Source organism: Paralcaligenes sp. KSB-10 (assembly GCF_021266465.1).
Classification (GTDB): domain Bacteria; phylum Pseudomonadota; class Gammaproteobacteria; order Burkholderiales; family Burkholderiaceae_B.
In genome coordinates, this window is the sequence record NZ_CP089848.1 from 1,543,512 (window position 1) to 1,564,465 (window position 20,954).

Sequence of the window (20,954 nt, forward strand, 5' to 3'; positions counted from 1 at the left end):
ATACAAAAAACCATGCAGCGCCTAGCCATTCTATGTCCTGGCCAGGGCGGCCAACATCCACATATGTTCGATTTGGCCAAAACCGATACACGTGTGGAGGGCCTGCTGGAGCATTGGCTGCCGGAAGTCGTATGCGGCATGCCTTTACAGGAAATACTCGACGATCACGAGCTGCTGTTCTCCAACCGCATCGCGCAGCCTTTGATCGTTGCCGCCGAGCTGGCTGTCTGGGAAGCCATCAAACTCAGTATCCCCCCACCAGCCCTGGTGGCCGGCTACAGCGTCGGGGAAGTTGCCTCTTACGGAGTGGCGGGCGCGCTTTCCGCCGACGAAACCATCGGCCTGGCAGCATTCCGCGCACGCTGCATGGATGCGCACGCCGAAGCGTCGGCCAGACAATCCCTTATGGCGGTCTCAGGCTTGCGCAGCACGGTTATCCATGAACTTATTACCCGGCACGGACTATCGATCGCGATTGAAAACGGGGAAGACAGCCTGATCCTGGGTGGCCTGCATCACGATTTGCAGGCTGTCGAGCCCCTGCTCGCGCAAATGGGCGGCCATACCGTTGCCATTCCCGTTGCCATAGCTTCGCACACGCCGTTGATGCTGGGCGCGGTGGCCCCATTCAGGGAAAAATTGGAACACTGTGCGTTTGCGGATTTCACAAGCCCTGTAATATCAGGAGTATTGGCCGAGCTGATAGCCACAAAAGAGAAAGCAGTTACGCTTCTTCCGCGCCAGATTGCTGAAAAAATAGACTGGGCGGGATGCATGGACGCGTGCGCTGAAGCAGGTATAACCGTTGCTCTCGAGCTGGGCCCGGGCGGAGCATTATCGCGCATGCTGCGAGCAAGACACCCGACAATAGAAAGCCGTTCAGTATCGGATTTCCGTACGCTGCCCGGCGTATTGAAGTGGCTGGACAGGTCCCTTCGCTAGGCTGACACAATAGGGCGGCAGTGTCCTGGTGGGGTAGTTCGCTAGAGTATTTTTGGGTCGGGTGTTTATGGTACTCGGGTGTTTATGGTATTTGACGTTTTGGTATTTGAAGACGCCATCTATCGGGGCTTGGGGTCAGGACCGGCACGGCGTGCTTGATCCGGATCTACCTCGTCCAGGCGGGCGTCGGGCGAACTCGCGTCGCCCCGCGGCGCGGGGCGCCACTCAGACAGCGCCCGCCGAAGGCCCCCGCCTTCCCTACGGTAGCATCCGGCGCACGCCTTACGCCGGTCCTGACCCCAAGCCCCGATAGACGGCTCGCGTAATGGCATGCCTGGAATGAACTTGCCGGCATCAATGTATACCTCGATGCATGACCTCAACGTTTCTCTCGGTGCATTTCCTCAACGCAAGCCGCAGGGTGGGCGGTGCTGTGCAGGCCGGCGGTAGTCCAGCGCCGGGGGCTGACGAAGGGAAGGCGGGGGCCTTCGGCGGGCCCTGTCTGAGCAGTGCCTCGCGCGCGAGGCACTGCGAGTTGGCCCGACGCCCGCCTGGACGAGGCAGACCCGGGTAGTCGGATAGCGCAGCTAGCCGACCGCTGGACGTGCCGGCCTGCACAGCACCGCCCACCCTGCGGCGTCTTTATAGAATTAACCACCGCCTACACAGCAACGCACAGCCCAAAGTCATCGCTCAAGCCCAAAAACAGCTCAAAACAACAGTCATCGAAACACATTCAGCGCCATAAGCACTCGAACCGAAAATACTTTAGCCCTGTTCCTTGTAGGCCTCGCGCAGCACATTCTTCTGCACCTTGCCCATGGTGTTGCGCGGTAACTGATCTATGACATGAATACGCTTGGGCACCTTGAAATTGGCAATCAGCGCCTTCAGTTCTGTTTGCAGGCGCAGGCCATCGATAACCGCCCCCGGCCTCGGAACAATCACAGCCACCACAGCTTCGCCGAAATCCGGATGCGGCACACCAATAACCGCCGACTCGGCCACACCCGACATTTCATCGATGATGGCTTCAATTTCCTTGGGGTAGATATTGAAGCCGCCCGAAATGATCAGGTCTTTGCTGCGTCCGACTATCGAAAGATAATTACCCGGAATGCGCGCATCGCCGCCAAATCGACCTACGTCGCCGGTCTTGAACCAGCCATCGTCGGTGAACTCCTCGCGGGTTTTCTCGGGCATGCGCCAGTACCCTTTGAATACATTGGGCCCGCGCACCTGCACATTGCCGATTTCGCCCCCGGCCAACGCCCCATTGGCATCGTCGACCACACGCACCGACACACCAGGCAGGGCTTGCCCGACCGTGCCGGCCACACGCTCGCCCAAGGCCGGATCATAGGGATTGGACGTCAGCATTACTGTTTCGCTCATGCCATAGCGCTCCAGAATGACATGCCCCGTACGGGCCTGGAAATCCCTGAACGTTTCCGTCAGAAGCGGCGCGGAGCCGGAAATGAACAGCCTCATTTTGCCGCAAAGCTCGCGGGTAAATCGAGTGTCCGCCAACAAGCGCACATAATAGGTCGGCACTCCCATCATCATGGTGCTTTGCGGCAAATAGCGCAGCGCCTGCTCGATATCGAGCTTGGGCAGCCAGATCATCCTGGCTCCCGCCAACAAAGCCCCGTGCGAGGCCACAAACAGGCCATGCACATGGAAAATCGGCAACATATGCAGCAACACATCGTCCGCACGCCAGCCCCAATACGCTTTCAGCACCTGCGCATTCGACACCAGGTTCCGATGCGTCAACATCGCCCCCTTGCTGCGGCCGGTCGTCCCGGATGTATAGAGAATAGCCGCCAGATCATCGTCCTGGCTCATGGCGGTCTGAAACTCCGAAGACAGGTCCGCAGCGGCGGCAAGGCACGTGCCGCTGCCATCGTCGTCCATCGTGTACACATGAGCGGTATTCGTTTTCTTCGCCAGGCTGTCGATCCAGGCAAGATTCTTGCTTGCGCAGACCAATACCGATGGCTGGGCGTCGCCAAGGAAATATTCAACCTCGGCAGCCCGATAAGCGATATTCAGAGGCAAATAAACCAGGCCCGCGCGTATCGTCGCCAGATACAGCATCAGGGCCTCAGGAGATTTTTCAACTTGCACCGCAACACGGGCGCCCGCCGGCAGATCAAGCCGGCGCAGCAGATTGGCAAAACGCGCCGACAAATGATCGATATCGTCCCAGCTGTAATCGCGTGCCGGCGTCTGGATCGCAACCTGGCTTCGATCGTCCGGGAAGCCCGACTCAAGTACCGCGTAAAGATTTGTGTTGCTCACTCAAAAAGTCTCCAAAATATTCTGCTCCGTCCGGCAAGGGCAAATTCGCCCCGCCAGCCTGGCTGTCAATAATCGCCAATGCGCGCGGAAAGGACAATCAGCGCCATTTCAGGCTGCGGGAAAGCCTCGGTTTTCCCGCAGCCAACTGCACCAGATTTGCATCCAGTTCATCCAGGTCGTAAAGATAATTCACCATGATCGCGCACGATTGCTCCAGGCCTTTGGCCGAGCAGTCGGCAGCCCAATTGATGCGTTCGATACGCGCACCGTTTCCCAAATGAAAGCGCGCCACCGGATCGAGCGGCTGGCCATTCTTCATGGCTTTCAGATAATGGGCCGCCAATTTCAGGCCGGTACGCTGCACCACTTCGGATGCCTGGCCGACGGCGGCTTTTTGCAATTGAGCAACCCATCTCACGCCGGCGCGGGCGCTCTCGTGGGCATACTGGTTATCGCTGCGATCGTGCAGCAGTTCCTGCAAAACCTGGCCATCCTGTTTACCCAGCCATGCCGCAAAGCCGGGAATCGGCGACAGAGTCGCAAACGACTTCAAGCGCGGCAATTCGCGCAGCAATTCTTCGATCACTCTCTTGAGCAGGAAATTGCCGAAACTGATGCCCCGCAGGCCCGCCTGCGTGTTGGAAATGGAATAGAAAATAGCCCAACGAGCCTTGTCCAGATCCGCCGCCGGCGACTGAGGATCCAGCAGCGCCTGTACATTGCCGGCCATTTGCGGCGCAAACGCGACTTCGACAAAAATCAGCGGGATATCGTCCATGCCGGGATGAAAAAATGCATAGCAGCGACGGTTTTTCGCAACCCTGTGCCGTAACTCTTCCCATGAATGGATCTCGTGCACGGCTTCATACTGGATCAGCTTTTCGAGCAGCGACGCCGGCGAATCCCAGGTAATGGGCTTGAGTTCGAGCATACCCACATCGAACCAAGTCGATAACAGGCCTTCAAGCTCGTGCTCCAGCACGGTCAAGCCGGCAATCTGCTTGCGCCAGCGCAGCATATCGGCGCGCAAGCCCACCAGGAACCGCAAACCATCGGCTTGCGCATTGAAACGCTTGAACAGGCGCAGCCCCTGATCGGTGCGCGGCTCGATGCCTGAGCTTGTCTGAGCCAGATTATTCAATAGGAAACGCCGTTCTTTGTCCTCAGCCGCCGCGTATCGGGTGCACCACTGCTTGGCCAACCGGTTTGCCGCCACATCGGTTAACCGCGCCGAAAACAGGCTTTCCGTTTCCACCGGATTGTTCGATCGATCGCCGTCCAGCCAGCGCCCCAGTCGGGCAATCAGGCCCGGCGCCTCGCCACGATTTTTTTCAATGGCTTCTTCAGGCATGGGATCAGCCAGCTCACGAGTGCCTGATTCTAGTATGGTCATGGACGAGCCCCCTGATAACCGAAGAACGTTGTTCGATGGAACCTTTGTTATGAATAATGGATTGTAATCCAGGACGGTATTTTTATAGGGCTCGGCTCCCTACCAAATAGGCCGTGCCGTGATGTATTGTCGCGTTACCCCGTGCCCGCAGAAAAAGGTGTTAGCGACCACCCAAAAAACTCTAACACGAGCGGGGGTGGCGGCCCAGGCAGGGTGAGCGAGCTTGAGTCCGCCGCGGCCGCAGCCTGGATCGGGATGCAAGGGAGCGGCTGCTTGCGCGTCAAGGGTGTCCACAGCCCGGGGGGCTGTGGACGACGCGAGTTCCGCGACCGCCCGATCCAGGCTGCGGCCGCGGGCAGTCCTGGCAAAGCCAGGACCGGACGATGCGAGCTCCACCCCGCCTGGGCCGCCACCCCCGCGCCTCAAGAACACGAATAGTTGCGATAAGACAGCCCACAGCCAGCCACAAGACCACCCCAAGCATCCATTAGCAACCCGCAAGGCCTAAGGTTACCCACTTGGAATACAAAAACCCGAACCTTCAAATGAAGATCCGGGCTTTGTACAAGCTCGAAGGAACCACTAAAAGCTGCTTACTTTTGCGTCTTCGCCGCAGGCGCCGTTTTCATTGCGCCGGGAGCTGCGGTTTTCGCTGTAGCCGACTTGGCCTTGTGCTTCGCATGATGAGTGGTCTTGGCGTGCGTGGCGCTTGCGGCAAAGGCCGACGGAGCCATGGCAATACCCAGGCACAAAGCAGAGGTGGACAGGGCAAGAGCAATACGCGATTGTTTGGTCATTGAAGTGACTCCTAGAAACAGTTGTCGAAATGCCTGTGCATTCGAGGGTTAGAGCCGACAAACACTGCACGACTCATGTTCGTTAAGAACCAACCCCCAACATTTAGTTCGGAGCGAATATGCAAACAAGTGCATTAACTGTAGCCAGTTAATACCCCGAACAAAGGTCAAAATCGAAATAAACCCTGATTTATTGAAAGATCCGCCCAAATCGCCCATACGGCCGGTAACAATCCTGACCCCTGGCTTAATGGCAAAACCCCATCGGTTGTATCATGGGCAAGCCGAAACGTTTCCGATTCCAGACACGGAAGACGTCCCGGCAAGTCAAACCATCCACTGCTTCGGGAGCACACAATGAAGGTCGTAACGCCGTCCTCCGCCAATCACACAGACACTCAATGGCACGACGAAACCACCGTCCTGCATGGCGACGCGGCACTGGCTTGCGACTCATCCGTGGTGGCTCCGATCCAGTACAGCGCGACATTCAGGGCCGACACGCCAGCCGATTTCGCCGACATGGCCAATATGCCCAGACCCCCCGCTTTTTATACGCGCTACGGCAACCCCGTGCACAAACGCGTCGAAGCCATTCTTGCCGAACTCGAAGGCACCGAAACAGCCCTGCTGATGGCTTCGGGCATGGGCGCCATCAGCACAACAGTATTAAGCCTGGTGTCCAGAGGCGATCATGTCATCGCCCAGAAACGTCATTACATGAGCACTTCGAAGCTGTTCGAAGAAGTGCTGCCGCGTTTCGGAGTCGAGGTCAGCATCGTCGACCAGACCGACCTGGCCGCAATGGCCGCAGCCATCCGGCCCGAAACCCGGCTGATCATGCTCGAAACCCCCGTCAACCCGACCTTGTCCCTGACTGATCTGGCGGCGGTTGCCGCAATGGCCCGGCCGCGCAACATCATCACCATTGCCGACAACACCTTCGCCTCGCCGCTGAATCAAAAACCCCATGCGCTGGGCATCGATATCGTGGTGCACAGCGCCACCAAATATTTTGGCGGGCATCACGACATCACGGCCGGCGCGGTCTGCTGCTCGGCCGCGCACGCCGAGCTCATCTGGAAAATGCACGTCACCCTGGGGTCGGTGCTTTCCCCGATGGACGCCTGGCTGCTCTTGCGCGGGCTCAGAACCTTGCCGCTGCGCCTGGAACGCATCAATGCCAACGCACTGGCCCTGGCCGGCTGGCTGGAAAACCAGCCGCGGATCGAGCGCGTCTTTTATCCCGGCCTGGCCAGCCATCCGCAGCACGATCTGGCGCTGCGGCAAATGAAAGGATTTGGCGCCGTCATCGCTTTTTCGATCAAGGGCGGGTTCGACATGACCAGCCAATTCGTCGCCTCGCTAAAGCTCGCCACGCATGCCGTCAGCCTGGGCGGCGTCGAGACTCTGATTGTCCACACCGCCGCCATGTGGGCCGGCACCATGACGGAAGCCCAGATGCAATCGGCGGGAATCGAAGCGAATTTCGTACGCATGTCGGTTGGAGTCGAGCATATCGAAGACCTCAAGGCCGACCTGGGCAGCGCCCTGGCGGCCCTGGAACACGCCTGACATAGCCGCTACACTTGAAAAATCCATACCTCCCACATACTCACGGAAATAGTGATGAAAGCAGCCTGGTACGACGATAGAGGACCCGCACGCGATGTGCTTCAGGTCGGAGACTTGCCCAAGCCAAGCGTCCAGGCCGGCGAGGTTCTGGTGCGAATCCACGCCAGCGGGATCAACCCTTCCGATACCAAGTCGCGCAGCGGTGCGGGCGCGCGGCCCAATGTTTTTCCCAGAGTCATTCCTCATCAGGATGGAGCCGGCGTCATCGAAGCCGTGGGCGAAGGCGTGGATGCCGGCCGCATCGGCCAACGGGTCTGGGTATACGAAGCGCAACTGGGCCGTCCTTTCGGCTGCGCCGCCGACTATACAAGCGTTCCAGCCATCAACGCCGTTGCGCTTCCAGCCACGACAAGCTTCGAAGAAGGAGCCTGCCTGGGTGTACCCGCGCTCACGGCTCATTACTGCGTCACGGCCGATGGCCCACTCGAAGGAAAATTTGTCCTGGTCACCGGCGGTGCCGGGGCGGTCGGTTTTTACGCCGTTCAGTTCGCCAGGCATGAGGGCGCGACCGTCATAGCGACCGTCCGAACGGAAGAACAGGCACGGGTCGCACGGGAAGCAGGCGCGCAGCACATTCTCTATCGCCTGAAAGACGATATGGTTGCCGGCATAGCCAGAATTACAGGCGTGGAAGACGGCCGGGGCATCGATCGCATCGTTGATGTCGCATTCGGCGCAAACCTGGACACAAGCCTGAAAGTCTTGAAAACAAACGGTTCCATCGCTTCCTACGCGTCCGACCAGACTCCGGTTCCCGCCTTGCCCTTCTGGCAATTGATAAGGCTCAACGCCACGGTACGATATGTCCTGGTTTATGCAATGAGCCGCGAGGCCCATGCCAAGGCGATTGCCGCTGTCACCGATGCACTTGCCAAGCGGACGCTGAAACACCATATCGCGGCCCGGTTTGCGCTCGATCGAATTATCGACGCCCATGAAGCCCTGGAATCGGGCCAAACGGTTGGGAAGATCATCATCGCCATGGACGCAAACTGACTCCCTGCCCAAAGCGGAAGGCACGTGTCAATACGATTTCGGCAAGCCCAGCACTTTCTCCGCGATAAAGCACAGAATCAGTTGCGGCGATATGGGTGCAATGCGCGGCAGCATAGCCTCGCGGAAATACCGCTCCACGTGGTATTCCTTTGCATAACCCATGCCGCCATGGGTCAATACGGCGGTTTCACAGGCCTTGAATCCCGACTCGGCGGCAAAGAACTTTGCGGCGTTGGCTTCGGCCGCGCAAGGCTTGCCCTGATCGTACAGCCAGGCGGCCTTCTGATATAAAAGTGCGGCCGCCTCCAGCTCTACCCAGCGTTCGGCGAGCGGATGCTGGATCCCCTGGTTCATGCCGATGGGCCGGTTGAATACCACTCGCTCGCCGGCATAGGACGCCGCCCTGCGCAATGCCGCGCGCCCCAGGCCTACCGCCTCCGCGGCCAGCAGCACACGCTCGGGGTTCATGCCGTGCAAAATATATTCAAAGCCACGCCCTTCTTCCCCTATCAGGTCTTCGATGGGTATTTCCAGGCCATCTATAAACAATTCGTTCGAGTCGACCGCCTTGCGCCCCAGTTTTTCTATTTCGCGCACCGCTATCTTTGCACGGTCCAGATCCGTGTAGAAAAGGCTCAGACCTTGAGTGGGCTTGGTGACTTTCTCCACGGGAGTCGTGCGCGCCAACAAAAGAATCTTGTGCGCAACCTGCGCCGTCGAGATCCAGATTTTCTGGCCGTTGACGATGTAACGGTCGCCTTTCTTTACCGCCCTGGTCTTGAGCTTGAGCGTATTCAATCCTGTATTCGGTTCGGTGACGCCAAAGCAGGCTTTGCTGTCGCCGCTGATGATCGGCGGCAACCAGCGCGCCTTTTGCTCCTGGCTGCCATGCACGACAACGGGATGCAGTCCGAAAACGTTCATGTGCACCGCCGACGCCCCCGACAGTCCGGCTCCAGACCCGGAAATGGTTTCCATCATGAGCGCTGCTTCAGAGATGCCGAGTCCCGCGCCGCCATATTCGACCGGCATGGCAATACCCAGCCAGCCCGCCTTGGCAATTGCCGAGTAAAAATCCTGCGGAAACCCCCCGACTGTGTCTTTCTTGCGCCAGTAGTCATCGTCAAAGGGAACACAAAGTTCCTCTACCGCCGAGCGGATCGCAAGTTGGTCTTCGGTAAATGAGAAATTCATTTTTCTTCCGTTTCGTTCCTGATGAAATGGGCTGTGCGTAGACAGTTTATTGCGCAGAGGCCTGTACCGATCCATTCTGAACGAATGCGTCGATATCCGCGGCACCATACCCGAGGCCGAGCAGGATTTCTTTTGTATGCTGCCCCAGGGCGGGAGGCGGATACCGTAATGCATTGCGCTCCCCATTGAACCGCAAAGGCTGCGCAACGACATTGATGGGCGCCCCTTCCCCCTGGGTGAACTCCTGGATGATCCCGCTTTCCCTGGTGTGGGGATGCGACAGCATTTCTCCGATCTCTTGTATGGACGCGCAGGGTATGCCTGCGTTCGTCAGGTGTTCGAGCCAATAGTCGCGGGGATGTTGCAACAGGATGCGCTGCACCTCGGCAAGCGTTTCGGCGCGGTGCTCGACACGATCGGCATTGGTCATGAAACGCGCATCCCGGGCCAGCTCAGGCGCGGCGGTCGCGCGGCAAAAGGCCTGCCATAAGGAATCGTTGGCAACACCCAGCAGAAAGGGCCGATCCTCTGCGTCGAACACCTGGTAGGGGCATAATGACTCGTGGGCCGATCCCCATCGCCTGGGCTCGGACCGGCGCTCCCAGAAACTTTGCGCAACATAGCCGAGAAAGCCGATCGATGTATCGAACAGCGAAGCTTCGATCAGCGTGCCCTGCCCGGTTTTCATGCGCTTGATGATAGCGGCCAGGATGCCAATGGCTGCGTGCATGCCCGTCGCCTGGTCGATAGGCGAAAAAGGGCTTCTCACGGGCGCGCCGTCGGGCTCGCCGGTAATCGCCATCATCCCGCTGAACGCCTGCAGGATCACATCGTATCCTTTTGCGTTCTTCAGCGGGCCCGTGCGGCCAAAACCCGAAATACTGCAGTACACGATATCCGGATTGATGTTCTTGACCGTTTCATAATCTATTTTCAGGCGCGACGTCACTCCAGGCCCGAAACTTTCCACGACGACATCGGCCGTTTTGATCAGCCTATGCGCAATCTCGAGCCCTTCAGATGTTTTCAAATCCAGGGCAACGCTTTGCTTGTTGCGATTCGCGCTCAGGAAAACCGTGCCCTTGTCTCCGTGAAAAGGGGGCCAGCGGCGCGTGTCGTCGCCGCCTTTTACCGTCTCCACCTTTATTACCTCCGCGCCCATGTCGCCCAGATATTGGGTGCACAGCGGCCCCGCCAGTACTTTTGAAAAATCGATTACACGGATGCCGCTCAGGGTGCTCATCTCTTATGGTTTCCTCGTAATGGTCTTGTTATTTAAAACCGATGATAATTTAATGGTCCAACCGTTGACTAAATCAATATTATTAACTATTCTTTCTCACGTCAATGCATGTCCAACAGCGACGAAGCACCTCGTCCAGCCAAAGGGCTTCGGCATGTTCACTAAAAGGAAAACCTTGTGTCTATCGATTTTTCAGTTGAACACAACGGCATTGCCACGATTACCATCAACCGCCCTGAAAGCCGCAATGCGCTTGACCAGCATCACTATGATCTGCTTTCCGACGCATGGCGTACAGTGCGCGACGACGATAACATCCGCGTGGCGATCATCACCGGCGCCGGCGACAAGGCCTTTTGCGCCGGCGCCGACATAAAGACTTTTCTGGCTGCCCCGCCTTCTCTTGCCACCTTGATGCGAACCCAGCAATCGCAGTTGCTCAACAGAGGCCTCGAGGTCTGGAAGCCGGTGGTGGCCGCGGTCAATGGCTACTGCCTGGGCGGAGGCATGACTCTGCTGCTGGCAACCGACATCAGAGTCTGTACCCCCGATGCCCGTTTCAGCCTGTCCGAAGTGCAGCGCGGCGCATTTCCCGCCAATGGCGGGACCCAGCGCATTGCCCAGCAATTGCCGCACGCCATAGCCATGGAAATGCTGCTGATTGGCGATCAATTCGATGCGCAAACCGCCAGCCGCTGGGGCCTGGTCAACCAGGTAGTTGCCAGCGAACAACTGATGGCGACGGCACAGCAGTATGCCCTGCGGATTGCCGCCAACGCCCCGCTGGCGGTTCAGGCCGCCAAAGAACTCGCCTTGCGAAGCCGCGATGCCGATCTGGCAACCGGGCTGCGCATGGAACAGCTTTTCCTGCGCATTTTGCAGGAGACCCAGGATATCCAGGAAGGAGCCGACGCATTCACCGAAAAACGCCCTCCCCGTTTCCAAGGGTTCTAGTGTGCCGTTTGGCTTGGCGACTCATACCTTAAACACAACATCGCAGCGGAGTCCATCGCGGATTTGCCGCCCCGCTGCCCATCGAGGAGCTTGTAAAAATGATATTCAGGTCATTATTGTTTGTGCCCGGAGATAGCGAACGAAAACTCGCCAAGGGCGAAACCTCTGGCGCCGATGCGCTGGTGCTGGATCTGGAAGATGCCGTCGATGTCTCCCGGCTTCCGGTGGCCAGGGAAATGGTGCATCAGTATCTGGCGTCGCGGCCAAGCCGGACGCAGGCACTCTGGGTAAGAATCAACCCGCTCGACTCGGGCCTGGCCCTGGACGATCTGGCCGCCGTGGTACGCGGCCGCCCCGACGGCATCCTGCTGCCCAAGGGGTCCGGTGCGGCGCACATCGAATTACTCGACCACTATCTGGCAGCCCTGGAGATTCGCGATGGAGTGGAGCCGGGCTCGGTCTCCATCATTCCCGTTGCAAGCGAAACGCCCACGGCGGTGTTTGCACTGGGAGGATACAAAAACAGCAGCCCCCGCCTGAAAGCATTGACGTGGGGTGCGGAAGACCTGGCAGCCGCGATTGGCGCCAGTACCAACCGTCTTGAAAATGGCGAATATGAATTCACCTACCAGCTTGCACGCTCCTTGTGCCTGTTGGGCGCCCATGCCGCCGGCGTGCCGGCGATCGACACCATCTGGGGAAATTTCAAGGACACCAAAGGCTTGCACAACGACGCGACATTGGCGCGAAAGGCCGGTTTCGCGGGAAAGATAGCCATCCATCCCGACCAGGTGCCCATCATCAACGAAGCCTTTACTCCGGATGAAGCGGAGTTGCGGCATGCGCAGCAGGTCGTACAGGCCTTTGAAGACGCCCAAGGCGCCGGAACCGTGCAACTGGACGGACAAATGCTTGACCGCCCCCACCTCAAACAGGCTTTGCAGACACTGGCAATGCGAGCCCGCATCTAAATATGTGCCAGCACCGCCACTGATCAATATAGGTCGGCGTACAACACCCTCAGGAGACAATGCATGAACAATTCATTCAGGAAAATCCTCACCGCCTCCTGCCTTGCCGCAGCGCTCGCGGGCAGCACGGCAGCGGCCTCGCCAAGCTATCCTACGAAGGAAATCCGCTTCATCACCGCTTTTGCGGCGGGCAGCGCCAGCGATATCGTTGCCCGGCTGATTGCCGAGCGCCTGCAGGCCGCATTGCACCAGCCCGTGATAGTCGAGAACAAGGCAGGAGCTTCGGGGCAGATAGCCGCCAACTTCGTCGCAAAGGCCCCGCCCGACGGCTACACCATCATGCTGGCGACGAACACCACGCACTCGGCCAATCCCTATCTGTTCAAGACACTGCACTATGACCCGATCAAGGATTTCACGCCGATAGCCCAAATATGCAACTTCCCCTTTGTGCTGGCTGTGAGCGGAAAATTGCCCGTTTCCAATATCAAGGAATTGCTGGCCTACGGAAAAAAACACGCGTCCACGCTCAGCTACGCCTATGGAAACAGCACCGGCCAGGTGTCGGCCGCCGCGTTTGACAAGGTCACGGGGCTTGCCGCGACCGCTGTTCCCTACAAAAGCTCGCCACAGGCCATGACCGATGTCATCGGCGGCCGGGCGTCCTTCATGTTTGCCGACCTTGCTTCCGCGGCCGGCTACATACAGTCCGGAAAATTGAAGCTGCTGGGCGTCACCACAAACAAGCGCACGGCCCTGGCCCCCGATTTGCCCACCATAGCCGATGCCATCCACCAGCCCGGCTTCAATCTCGCCGCGTGGGTGGGAATCTTCGGCCCGGCCGGAATGCCCAAACCGGTGGTCGATCGCCTAAGCACCGAAATAGTAAAAATCGCCTCCTCGGAGGATATGCGGCAGCGTCTGACCAGACTGGGAGCCGAACCCACTCCCGAACCCGCGGAGAAATTCGGGCCTTTTGTTGCACAACAATTAACGATCTGGGGCCAAAAGGTGAAGGAAGCCGGGATCGTTCCGCAATAGCCTGCGCAACGCGTCCTCAAGCTCAAGGCAGCGCGCTCATGCTCCGTCCCGATGTTCGGGACTCTTGAGCATGAGCGCGCTGCGCTTGCATGTGGCGATCAGCACATTGTTCTGGTTATAGCCGCGGTGCTCGAAAACGACTATGCCGTTTTGCGGTCGCGACCGGCTTTCGCGCACGGAAACGACTTCGGTTTCAACACGCAATGTGTCGCCATGGAAGACCGGACCCGGGAACCGTACTTCATCCCAGCCCAAATTTCCCACCGTCGTCCCCAGCGTGGTATCTCCAACCGAAATGCCCACGATCAATCCCAGCGTGAACGCGCTGTTGACCAGCCGCTGCCCGAACTCCGTATGGTTGCGGCAATACTCCTCATCCAGATGCAGCGCAGCGGGATTGTGAGTGAGAGCGCTGAAGAAGACATTATCGGCTTCCGTCACAGTGCGTCGAATCGCATGATTGAATGTCTGCCCAACGGAAAACTGTTCAAAATACAGGCCGGCCATATAAGGCTCCTTCTGATGTTCGTGCGAAAGTCCTAGAACGCAACATTGTCTTTACCTTTGGTCTGGATCATGGATCGAGCCTCTTCCGGCGTTGCCACTTCCATCGACAGTTGCTCGAGAATGGCGCGAATTATTGTCACCTGCTCTGCATTGGACTTTGCCAAACGGCCTTTCCCGGCATACAGGCTGTCTTCCAGGCCCACACGCACATTCCCGCCCAGCAAGGCGCTCATGGTGACAAACGGAAGCTGATGCTTGCCGGCCGCCAGCACCGACAAGTAGTAATCGTCGCCGAAAAGCTTGTCTGCGATGGAGCGCATATGAAGCAAGTTTTCCTGATGCGCGCCGATACCGCCCAGAATTCCGAAAATGCACTGCAGGAAGAACGGCGGCTTGATCAGGCCGCGATCGACAAAATGCGCCACGTTGTACAAGTGGCCCACGTCATAGCACTCGAATTCGAAGCGCGTGCCCATCGCCGATAATTCGTTCAGCCCCCGTTCGATTTGCGCAAAGGTATTGGAAAGAATGAAATCGCGCGTCATTTCCAGATAAGGCTTTTCCCAATCGAATTTGAATTTGTCCAGCTTGCCTGCCGCGCCCGAGATATTGAAATTGAACGACCCCATATTCATGGACGCCACCTCGGGCTGCGCCCATTTTGCCGGCGCAAGACGTTCGTCGAGCGTCATGCCCAGCCCGCCGCCGGTGGTGATATTCAGAATCGCATCGGTCTGTTCTTTAATGACAGGCAGAAACTGTGCAAAGAGCTTGGGATCCTGCTTCGGCAGGCCTGTTTCGGGATCGCGCGCATGCAAGTGCAGCATGGAAGCCCCGGCTTTCGCCGCGTCTATGGCATCGCGGGCAATCTCCGCAGGCGTAATCGGCAGATAAGGCGACATGGAAGGAGTATGTATGGATCCTGTCACCGCACACGTAATAATGACTTTTTTCGAGGTTTTCAACTCACGTCTCCTGGTTGGCGTCACAGCATGCCGGGTCAAGCGCATTTCCGGCAAAACCCCACCTTAAAGAATATGGTCCGTTTAGTCAATGGTCAAACAATTAGTTAAATCGATTATTCCATGCTAGACTTCAGACGGTTGTGTTTTACTGACAAAGGCCATGAATACTGCAGCCCCTTCCGCCACTGCCCGCCTCAGCATCATCGATGTACCCAAGTCCTGCGACATGCTGGCAAACAAACTGCGCGAGCAGATCCTGGACGGCTCCATCGCAGACGGCGCCATGCTGCCGCCCGAGCGCGATCTTGTCGAACAAACCGGCCTTAGCCGCGGATCAGTGAGGGAAGGCTTGCGCATTCTTGAAGCCGAGGGGCTCATCAAAACCCGCTCAGGGCGCTACGGCGGCTCATCGGTTACCCGCCCATCCGGCGCGATGGTATCGAATCAGATCAATTTATTCGCCCGGGTCAGCGGTATTTCGCTGATCTCCATCGTTGAAGCGCGCGTAACGCTTGAACCCGCGCTGGCAAGGCTGGCAGCCCTGAATCGCACAGACGACGACCTGAAACAACTGCGCGAAATTTCGCAACGCATCGTCGCGGCCTATGACGATGTTCCCACCTATCTCGACGAAAACGTCAACTGGCATTGCGCCCTGGCGCAAGCCAGCCACAACGAACTGCTGCATACCTTTACCGTTTCCATCGCGCAACTTATCCGGGACGCCACCGCTATCAAAAACATGGCCCCCTTCGACGTCCGAACTGCGGTCATCAAGGCCCACGACCGGATTCTCGATGCCATCGTCGCCAAAGACCCGGATACGGCGGAACGCCGCATGCAGCGTCACGTGCGGGCCTATGCGCAGCATGTCCAGTTGTTGATGGAACCTGCTTAACGTTCCGACGCAGTTCTGCTTCGCTAGGTCACAAACTCGAACGGCCTGATTTTGCGCAGCAGCATGATCGCGCCCAATGAGACACCGAACACGCACAGCGCCGTAAGCGGAATAGACCACCAGGACGAGATGCTGGCGTCATCCCAACCTTCCGCCATTGTCTCGATGCGATCCAGCACAAAAACGTGGATGCAATAGATGCCCAAAGTGCAGGCGGACACCTGCTTCAAAGATTCTGCGTACTCTCCCACTTTTGTACCCAGCCCATACAGGATATTGAAGACGCATATCGAAGACGCCAACACAAGCGGCGACAGGTAATCGTAGAACAAGGGGTTCGGCGCGCCGGCTCTCTTCGAATAGGCATACGTGGCCAGCATGATGAGCACACTGAAGATCAGGAAAAGACAGACATTGATCCACCAGTACCGGGTCTTGTCGGTCTTTTGCTCATACGTCTCGCACACATAGGCGCCAAGAAACAGATAACCGGCCAGTCCAAAAAAAGAACCCAGTCTGTACGTCTTCAACACATCGATGTTGAGGTTCAGCGCGGTCTGCACCGTCGGCAAGGCCGATACCAAAGCCCACAGCGCCAGGTAGGTTCTTTTTTCGGCCCGTTGCGATGCGCTCCAGATATTGCGCAAAAAAGGCACAAACAGATAGATCCCCACGATTGCGTAGAGGTACCACAAATGGAAAGTCACAGGCCCGCTGGCCACTTTCCGTACCCAGTCGGTCCAACCCCCGTAATCCTTGCCCTGCCATGTGTTCCAGGCCATGTAGAACAGCGACCAGAAGATCAGGGGAGGCAATATGCGCACAAAGCGCTTTTTGAAAAATTCCCGCAAGGCTTCCCGCTTGCCCAACAGCAGCACGCCCGAGATCATCAGGAAAATCGGCACACAACTGCGGACCAGAGAATCGTAAAAATTGCTGGCCCACCATTGGCCGTCAAAACTAGAGAAGCCCATTGCCGCCACATGCAGCATTACCACCATGAAGCACGCGCCTACCCTCGCTGTATCCATCGCCGTACTGAAGTTGTTCTTTGCCATAAAAAGTATCCCGTGTCGAAAATGAAGACGGCTGTTGTCGTCGGGAAATACGTCTTCCCAGGGATAACACAGGCTGGGCGATGAGGTGCGAATACTTATTTCGGGGTATTGCGGGAGGTAAACCCATTCTTTACCCAAAGCCAATCAACTGCTCGTAGGGATGATCAGCGAGGCTCGCAGCCAAACAGGCTGGCGACGGAATAAGACCGCGGCAGGCTCGCGCTCACGCAGATGCCGTCAAAACATCATCATGGTCGAAAGCTTGCTGGCCAGGTCTTTCATGACTTGGGCAATGGGGCCTTCCAATTTATCGCGGCTTATGACGGAACTGGCGCCACCACAATTTATGGCCACAACGCGCTTGCCGTTGGGAGACACAACCGGCACACCCAATGCGTTGACATCGGGGTGATACCAGCGCAGATTCAATACATAGCCGTGCTCCCGGTACATTCGTACCGATTCCTGTATATAGCGGCGGTTTTCTTCCCAGTCGCTTGGATAGGCGCGCGCAATCTCTTCCATCAAGCGCTCGCGTTCCTCCTCGCCGATGGCGGCCATGTAAGCGCAGCCAACCGCGGACCGTTCAATGCGCAGCGCGGACCCCACATGGAAATTCAGCTTCAGGACGGTTGGGGCGGTTTCCCTGCCCATGATGATCATTTGCAAGCCATCGCGCGCGGCGATAGATAAAGAGGAATGGAACCGATTGGCAATTTCGGCCATATGCGGCAACGCCACTTCGGTAACGCCCCGTTGCGACAGGCATACGCAGCCCAGCGCCAACACACCGGGGCTTACTCGAAGACGTTCCGGATCGTTGCCGGGAACCAGATAACCGGCTTTTTGCAAGGTATAGCAAAGGCGCCAGACCGTCGATTGGGAAAGGCCGATCAGGCGTGCAATATCGGTTGTGCCCAGCTCCATGCGCTCCGCTGAAAAGCAGCGCAGCACGTCCAGGCCGCGCGCCAGTGCAGTAACGAAATGCCGGTCTTCTTTCATTTAAACCTTTCGCCGCAGGCATAAACAAATATTTCATGCGCGCGCAGCCATTGACAGCCGCAGGGCCCGTCATTAAACTTACTCGTATTGCAGATTAGAAAACTGCAGTGCAAATTATAGGATAAAAAATTGGATATGACAAGCCACCACGGCAGGCATGCTGTTCCTACTGAACAGTTTCCCGATCTAACGCATTTTTTCAGCCCTCGCCGCGTGGCCATGGTGGGCGCCACGGAAGATCTCGGTAAATTCGGTGGCCGCTGCATGCGGCAGATGATCGATTTCGGATACACAGGCGCTCTCTATCCCGTCAACCCGAAACGCGAGCAGATATTCGGCCTGCCTTGCCATACATCGATCGCGTCGCTTCCCGACACTCCGGATCATGTCGGCATCGTCTTGCCGGCCCACGCGGTACCCGCCGCCCTGGAACAATGCGCGGAACGCGGCGTCCCCTTTGCAACCGTGTTTTCGTCGGGGTTCGGCGAAACCGGCAACGACCAGGGCTTGGCCGACCAGCGGCGCATTCTGGATATTGCCCGGGCAGGCAACATCCGCCTGATGGGGCCAAACTGCAATGGCATGGTGAATTTCGTCAATGGCTTCGCATTGACCTCCACCGCTACTATTCAAGGTCCACGGCGCCCCGCCGGCGATATCGGGGTAGTAAGCCAATCGGGCGGCGCGGGACAAGTCAATATCATGTGGCGAGCCCAGCAGGCGGGCCTGGGCATAAGCTACCAAGTCAGTTGCGGCAATGCGGCCGACCTGGACCTGGTCGATTACGCCGCATTCATGCTGGAAAGCCAAGCCACCAAAGTGGTATTGATGCTCGCCGAGCGGCTGGCGGACGGCGATCGTCTGCGCGCCCTGGCCCGGCGCGCCGCCGAACTGGACAAGCCCATCATCATGGTCAAAGTCGGCCGTACCGAAGCGGGCAGCAAGGCGGCGGCATCCCATACCGGCGCGGTGACCGGCGCCGATGGCGTTTGCGACGCGGCATTGAGGCAAATGGGCATCGTGCGAGTCGACGATTGCAATGAGCTGTATGAAACCGCCATGCTGCTGCGCCAGGGGCGGCGGCCGGGTGGCCGCCGCGCGGCCGCCATGTCCATCTCCGGCGGCAATCTTGTAATGGTGGCCGACCTGGGCGCATCCCTTGGTATCGAATGGCCCTCGTATAGCGAACAGACCTGCCTGAAACTCGCGGAATCCCTGCCGGGTTTCGGCTCCGCCAACAACCCCACGGACTTGACCGCCGCCGCAATCGGACAACGGGACGCCTATAAAAATGCGGCGCAGACGATTCTGCAAGACCCTGCTGTAGACATACTCATCCCGGTCCTGACCATAAACAGCGCGGCCGATGTCCGCGCCATAGCGGAGGTATCCGCCGGCAGCGACAAACCCGTGGCCGTCTTGTGGACGGGCTGCGCCAGCAATGACGCCGCGCTTACGCCCGAAGTGCTGGTCGCCGAAGGTCTGGCTGTATATCGCGATGCCCTGCCCTGCTTGAAAGCCGTCCACCGCGCAATGCAATATGCTGAATTTCGCCGACGCCTTTCGAGCCCCGAAGCTGTACGGCCCAAGAATATCGACGCAGCCGCCGCCCGGCACCTGTTGGACGAGGCCGACGGCCCATTGAGCGAATACCGATCGAAAGCGCTGCTGCAGCATTACGGATTACCGGTGACGGCGGAGACTCTTGTCTTGTCGGCTGGGGACGCGGTCGCCGCCGCATCGCGAATCGACGGCCCGGTAGCATTGAAAATCCAGTCGCCCGATATTCCGCACAAGACCGAAGCAGGCGCCATGCGTCTGGATGTGACCGGCGAGCGCGCCGTTACGGCCGCCTACGACGCGGTGATCGCTGCGGCAAAGGCATACCGGCCCGATGCCCGCATCGAAGGCGTGCTGGTTCAAGAGATGATCGCCGATGCACAGGAAATCTTCGTTGGCATATCGCACGATGCCACTTTCGGCCCGGTGCTGACCCTCGGATTGGGAGGCATATACGTCGAAGTGCTGAAAGACGTGGTATTTCGCCTGGCCCCATTGACGCCCGACGAGGCGCGGCGCGCGCTGGGCGAACTGCGCGCCTTCAAGCTCCTGGAAGGAGTCCGCGGCAAGCCCGCAGCCGATGTGGATGCTCTGGTGGATTGCCTGGTGCGTGTCTCCTGGCTGGCGATAGACCTGGGTGGGCGGATCGCCGAGCTCGACATCAATCCGCTCTGCGTACTGCCGAAAGGCCGCGGCGCGCGTGTAGTCGACGCATTGGTCATTCCCCACAGAACTGCCGATTAAATACGGAGAATCATCGTCATGATAACTGCGGCAGCGGAAGAAAGCGTGCTCTGGCTTACGATCACGCGCCCCAGGGCGGCAAACGCACTCGATGCGGCAACCCACGATGCGCTGGTCGCCGAACTGCAACGCGCGTCCGCGGATGACGATGTGGCCGCGGTCGTGCTGCAGGCCGCGGGCGATCGGGTTTTTTGCGCGGGAGCCGATCTGAAAGAATTCTCCCAGATTGCCTCCGCCCAGGCTGCGCTCAAGCGCCGGGAACTGTTATTGCGCACTTTGACTGCCATGCTGGACTTTCCCAAGCCGCTGCTGGCGGCCGTACAGGCACCGGCCATCGGGGCGGGTGCCATGCTGGCGCTGGCCTGCGACGAGATCCTGATGGCGAGCGACGCCTCGCTGTCGTTCCCCGAAATCACTTTGGGTCTGCCCTCGCCCATGGGGGTCGCCATGATTGCCCACCGCGCCCCTCGACAGATCGTACAGCGGCTGGTGCAGCTCGGGCAGCGTCTGAGCGCCCAAGACGCGCTGCTTGCCGGGCTGGCCGATCAAGTGGTAGTGCCGGCCGAGCTGAAAGCATATTGCACTGCGCGCGCCGGCGACTGCGCCGCCCGTGCCGGCCATGCATATGCGGTGAACAAGCGCTGGATGCACCGTGAACTCAAGCGGGACCTGGCCGATGCGGCCAACGCCGCGACAGCCAACCAGCACCTATAGTTTTCATTAGCCATCAAATCAAATGGAACGAGAGAT

Annotated in this window: 18 protein-coding genes; 9 read left to right on the forward strand and 9 right to left on the reverse strand. The window is 58.4% G+C overall.

The window, feature by feature from the left end:
- Positions 1 to 12: 12 nt before the first annotated feature.
- Positions 13 to 942: an ACP S-malonyltransferase gene (locus LSG25_RS07045; RefSeq protein ID WP_255696678.1), complete on the forward strand. Its 930-nt coding sequence runs from the start codon at positions 13 to 15 to the stop codon at positions 940 to 942.
- 768 nt (positions 943 to 1,710) lie between these two features.
- On the opposite strand, the gene LSG25_RS07050 is transcribed toward LSG25_RS07045, so the two are convergent.
- The 3 genes from LSG25_RS07050 to LSG25_RS07060 all read right to left on the reverse strand — a co-directional run bounded on the left by LSG25_RS07050 (position 1,711) and on the right by LSG25_RS07060 (position 5,436).
- Positions 1,711 to 3,246 (reverse strand): malonyl-CoA synthase, encoded by a 1,536-nt coding sequence (locus LSG25_RS07050; protein ID WP_232743972.1) that lies wholly within the window; start codon positions 3,244 to 3,246, stop codon positions 1,711 to 1,713.
- 97 nt (positions 3,247 to 3,343) lie between these two features.
- On the reverse strand, positions 3,344 to 4,639 hold the full coding sequence (locus tag LSG25_RS07055; RefSeq protein WP_370635969.1) for a malonyl-CoA decarboxylase domain-containing protein: 1,296 nt from the start codon (positions 4,637 to 4,639) through the stop codon (positions 3,344 to 3,346).
- A gap of 593 nt (positions 4,640 to 5,232) precedes the next feature.
- Positions 5,233 to 5,436 (reverse strand): hypothetical protein, encoded by a 204-nt coding sequence (locus LSG25_RS07060; protein WP_232743973.1) that lies wholly within the window; start codon positions 5,434 to 5,436, stop codon positions 5,233 to 5,235.
- A gap of 357 nt (positions 5,437 to 5,793) precedes the next feature.
- On the opposite strand from LSG25_RS07060, the gene LSG25_RS07065 reads away from it, so the two are divergent.
- Together LSG25_RS07065 and LSG25_RS07070 are read left to right on the forward strand one after the other, a co-directional pair.
- A complete protein-coding gene (locus tag LSG25_RS07065; RefSeq protein WP_232743974.1) occupies positions 5,794 to 7,011 on the forward strand; it encodes a PLP-dependent aspartate aminotransferase family protein in 1,218 nt (405 codons plus the stop codon).
- Positions 7,012 to 7,065: 54 nt separating this feature from the next.
- Positions 7,066 to 8,067: an NADPH:quinone reductase gene (locus tag LSG25_RS07070; protein WP_232743975.1), complete on the forward strand. Its 1,002-nt coding sequence runs from the start codon at positions 7,066 to 7,068 to the stop codon at positions 8,065 to 8,067.
- A gap of 27 nt (positions 8,068 to 8,094) precedes the next feature.
- Here LSG25_RS07070 and LSG25_RS07075 read toward each other — a convergent pair whose 3' ends face one another.
- The gene (locus tag LSG25_RS07075; protein WP_232743976.1) at positions 8,095 to 9,261 is read right to left on the reverse strand and encodes an acyl-CoA dehydrogenase family protein; all 1,167 of its coding nucleotides are present in this window, start codon (positions 9,259 to 9,261) and stop codon (positions 8,095 to 8,097) included.
- Positions 9,262 to 9,307: 46 nt separating this feature from the next.
- Complete coding sequence (locus tag LSG25_RS07080; RefSeq protein ID WP_232743977.1) at positions 9,308 to 10,504, reverse strand: CaiB/BaiF CoA-transferase family protein; 1,197 nt, start codon at positions 10,502 to 10,504, stop codon at positions 9,308 to 9,310.
- A gap of 177 nt (positions 10,505 to 10,681) precedes the next feature.
- On the opposite strand from LSG25_RS07080, the gene LSG25_RS07085 reads away from it, so the two are divergent.
- From LSG25_RS07085 to LSG25_RS07095, 3 genes are all read left to right on the forward strand, one after another.
- A complete protein-coding gene (locus tag LSG25_RS07085) occupies positions 10,682 to 11,458 on the forward strand; it encodes an enoyl-CoA hydratase/isomerase family protein (RefSeq protein WP_232743978.1) in 777 nt (258 codons plus the stop codon).
- A gap of 98 nt (positions 11,459 to 11,556) precedes the next feature.
- Positions 11,557 to 12,429, forward strand: a complete 873-nt coding sequence (locus LSG25_RS07090; protein WP_232743979.1) for a CoA ester lyase — start codon at positions 11,557 to 11,559, stop codon at positions 12,427 to 12,429.
- A gap of 63 nt (positions 12,430 to 12,492) precedes the next feature.
- A complete protein-coding gene (locus LSG25_RS07095) occupies positions 12,493 to 13,470 on the forward strand; it encodes a tripartite tricarboxylate transporter substrate binding protein (RefSeq protein WP_232743980.1) in 978 nt (325 codons plus the stop codon).
- 36 nt (positions 13,471 to 13,506) lie between these two features.
- On the opposite strand, the gene LSG25_RS07100 is transcribed toward LSG25_RS07095, so the two are convergent.
- Together LSG25_RS07100 and LSG25_RS07105 are read right to left on the reverse strand one after the other, a co-directional pair.
- A complete protein-coding gene (locus LSG25_RS07100) occupies positions 13,507 to 13,977 on the reverse strand; it encodes a MaoC family dehydratase (RefSeq protein WP_232743981.1) in 471 nt (156 codons plus the stop codon).
- A 32-nt stretch (positions 13,978 to 14,009) separates the two neighbouring features.
- Positions 14,010 to 14,942: a 3-keto-5-aminohexanoate cleavage protein gene (locus LSG25_RS07105; RefSeq protein ID WP_232743982.1), complete on the reverse strand. Its 933-nt coding sequence runs from the start codon at positions 14,940 to 14,942 to the stop codon at positions 14,010 to 14,012.
- 160 nt (positions 14,943 to 15,102) lie between these two features.
- Between LSG25_RS07105 and LSG25_RS07110 the strand changes: the two genes are divergently transcribed.
- Positions 15,103 to 15,840 (forward strand): FadR/GntR family transcriptional regulator, encoded by a 738-nt coding sequence (locus LSG25_RS07110; RefSeq protein ID WP_232743983.1) that lies wholly within the window; start codon positions 15,103 to 15,105, stop codon positions 15,838 to 15,840.
- Between the two features lie 23 nt (positions 15,841 to 15,863).
- Here the strand turns inward: LSG25_RS07110 and LSG25_RS07115 are convergent, their stop codons facing one another.
- Entirely contained in the window at positions 15,864 to 16,898 is a 1,035-nt protein-coding gene (locus LSG25_RS07115; protein ID WP_232743984.1) for an acyltransferase, read from the reverse strand.
- A 237-nt stretch (positions 16,899 to 17,135) separates the two neighbouring features.
- Positions 17,136 to 17,900, reverse strand: coding sequence for an IclR family transcriptional regulator (locus LSG25_RS07120; protein ID WP_232743985.1), 765 nt, complete (start codon positions 17,898 to 17,900; stop codon positions 17,136 to 17,138).
- Positions 17,901 to 18,035: 135 nt separating this feature from the next.
- Here LSG25_RS07120 and LSG25_RS07125 point away from each other — a divergent pair, with 135 nt between their 5' ends.
- A complete protein-coding gene (locus tag LSG25_RS07125; RefSeq protein WP_232743986.1) occupies positions 18,036 to 20,204 on the forward strand; it encodes an acetate--CoA ligase family protein in 2,169 nt (722 codons plus the stop codon).
- Between the two features lie 18 nt (positions 20,205 to 20,222).
- On the forward strand, positions 20,223 to 20,918 hold the full coding sequence (locus LSG25_RS07130) for an enoyl-CoA hydratase/isomerase family protein (protein WP_232743987.1): 696 nt from the start codon (positions 20,223 to 20,225) through the stop codon (positions 20,916 to 20,918).
- Positions 20,919 to 20,954 lie beyond the last annotated feature (36 nt).

Coding starts and splice junctions, on each gene's coding strand:
- LSG25_RS07045 (WP_255696678.1), top strand. CDS start 13: ATGCAGCGCCTAGCCATTCTATGTCCTGGCCAGGGCGGCCAACATCCA.
- LSG25_RS07055 (WP_370635969.1), bottom strand. CDS start 4,639: ATGACCATACTAGAATCAGGCACTCGTGAGCTGGCTGATCCCATGCCT.
- LSG25_RS07060 (WP_232743973.1), bottom strand. CDS start 5,436: ATGACCAAACAATCGCGTATTGCTCTTGCCCTGTCCACCTCTGCTTTG.
- LSG25_RS07065 (WP_232743974.1), top strand. CDS start 5,794: ATGAAGGTCGTAACGCCGTCCTCCGCCAATCACACAGACACTCAATGG.
- LSG25_RS07070 (WP_232743975.1), top strand. CDS start 7,066: ATGAAAGCAGCCTGGTACGACGATAGAGGACCCGCACGCGATGTGCTT.
- LSG25_RS07075 (WP_232743976.1), bottom strand. CDS start 9,261: ATGAATTTCTCATTTACCGAAGACCAACTTGCGATCCGCTCGGCGGTA.
- LSG25_RS07080 (WP_232743977.1), bottom strand. CDS start 10,504: ATGAGCACCCTGAGCGGCATCCGTGTAATCGATTTTTCAAAAGTACTG.
- LSG25_RS07090 (WP_232743979.1), top strand. CDS start 11,557: ATGATATTCAGGTCATTATTGTTTGTGCCCGGAGATAGCGAACGAAAA.
- LSG25_RS07095 (WP_232743980.1), top strand. CDS start 12,493: ATGAACAATTCATTCAGGAAAATCCTCACCGCCTCCTGCCTTGCCGCA.
- LSG25_RS07100 (WP_232743981.1), bottom strand. CDS start 13,977: ATGGCCGGCCTGTATTTTGAACAGTTTTCCGTTGGGCAGACATTCAAT.
- LSG25_RS07110 (WP_232743983.1), top strand. CDS start 15,103: ATGAATACTGCAGCCCCTTCCGCCACTGCCCGCCTCAGCATCATCGAT.
- LSG25_RS07115 (WP_232743984.1), bottom strand. CDS start 16,898: ATGGCAAAGAACAACTTCAGTACGGCGATGGATACAGCGAGGGTAGGC.
- LSG25_RS07120 (WP_232743985.1), bottom strand. CDS start 17,900: ATGAAAGAAGACCGGCATTTCGTTACTGCACTGGCGCGCGGCCTGGAC.
- LSG25_RS07125 (WP_232743986.1), top strand. CDS start 18,036: ATGACAAGCCACCACGGCAGGCATGCTGTTCCTACTGAACAGTTTCCC.
- LSG25_RS07130 (WP_232743987.1), top strand. CDS start 20,223: ATGATAACTGCGGCAGCGGAAGAAAGCGTGCTCTGGCTTACGATCACG.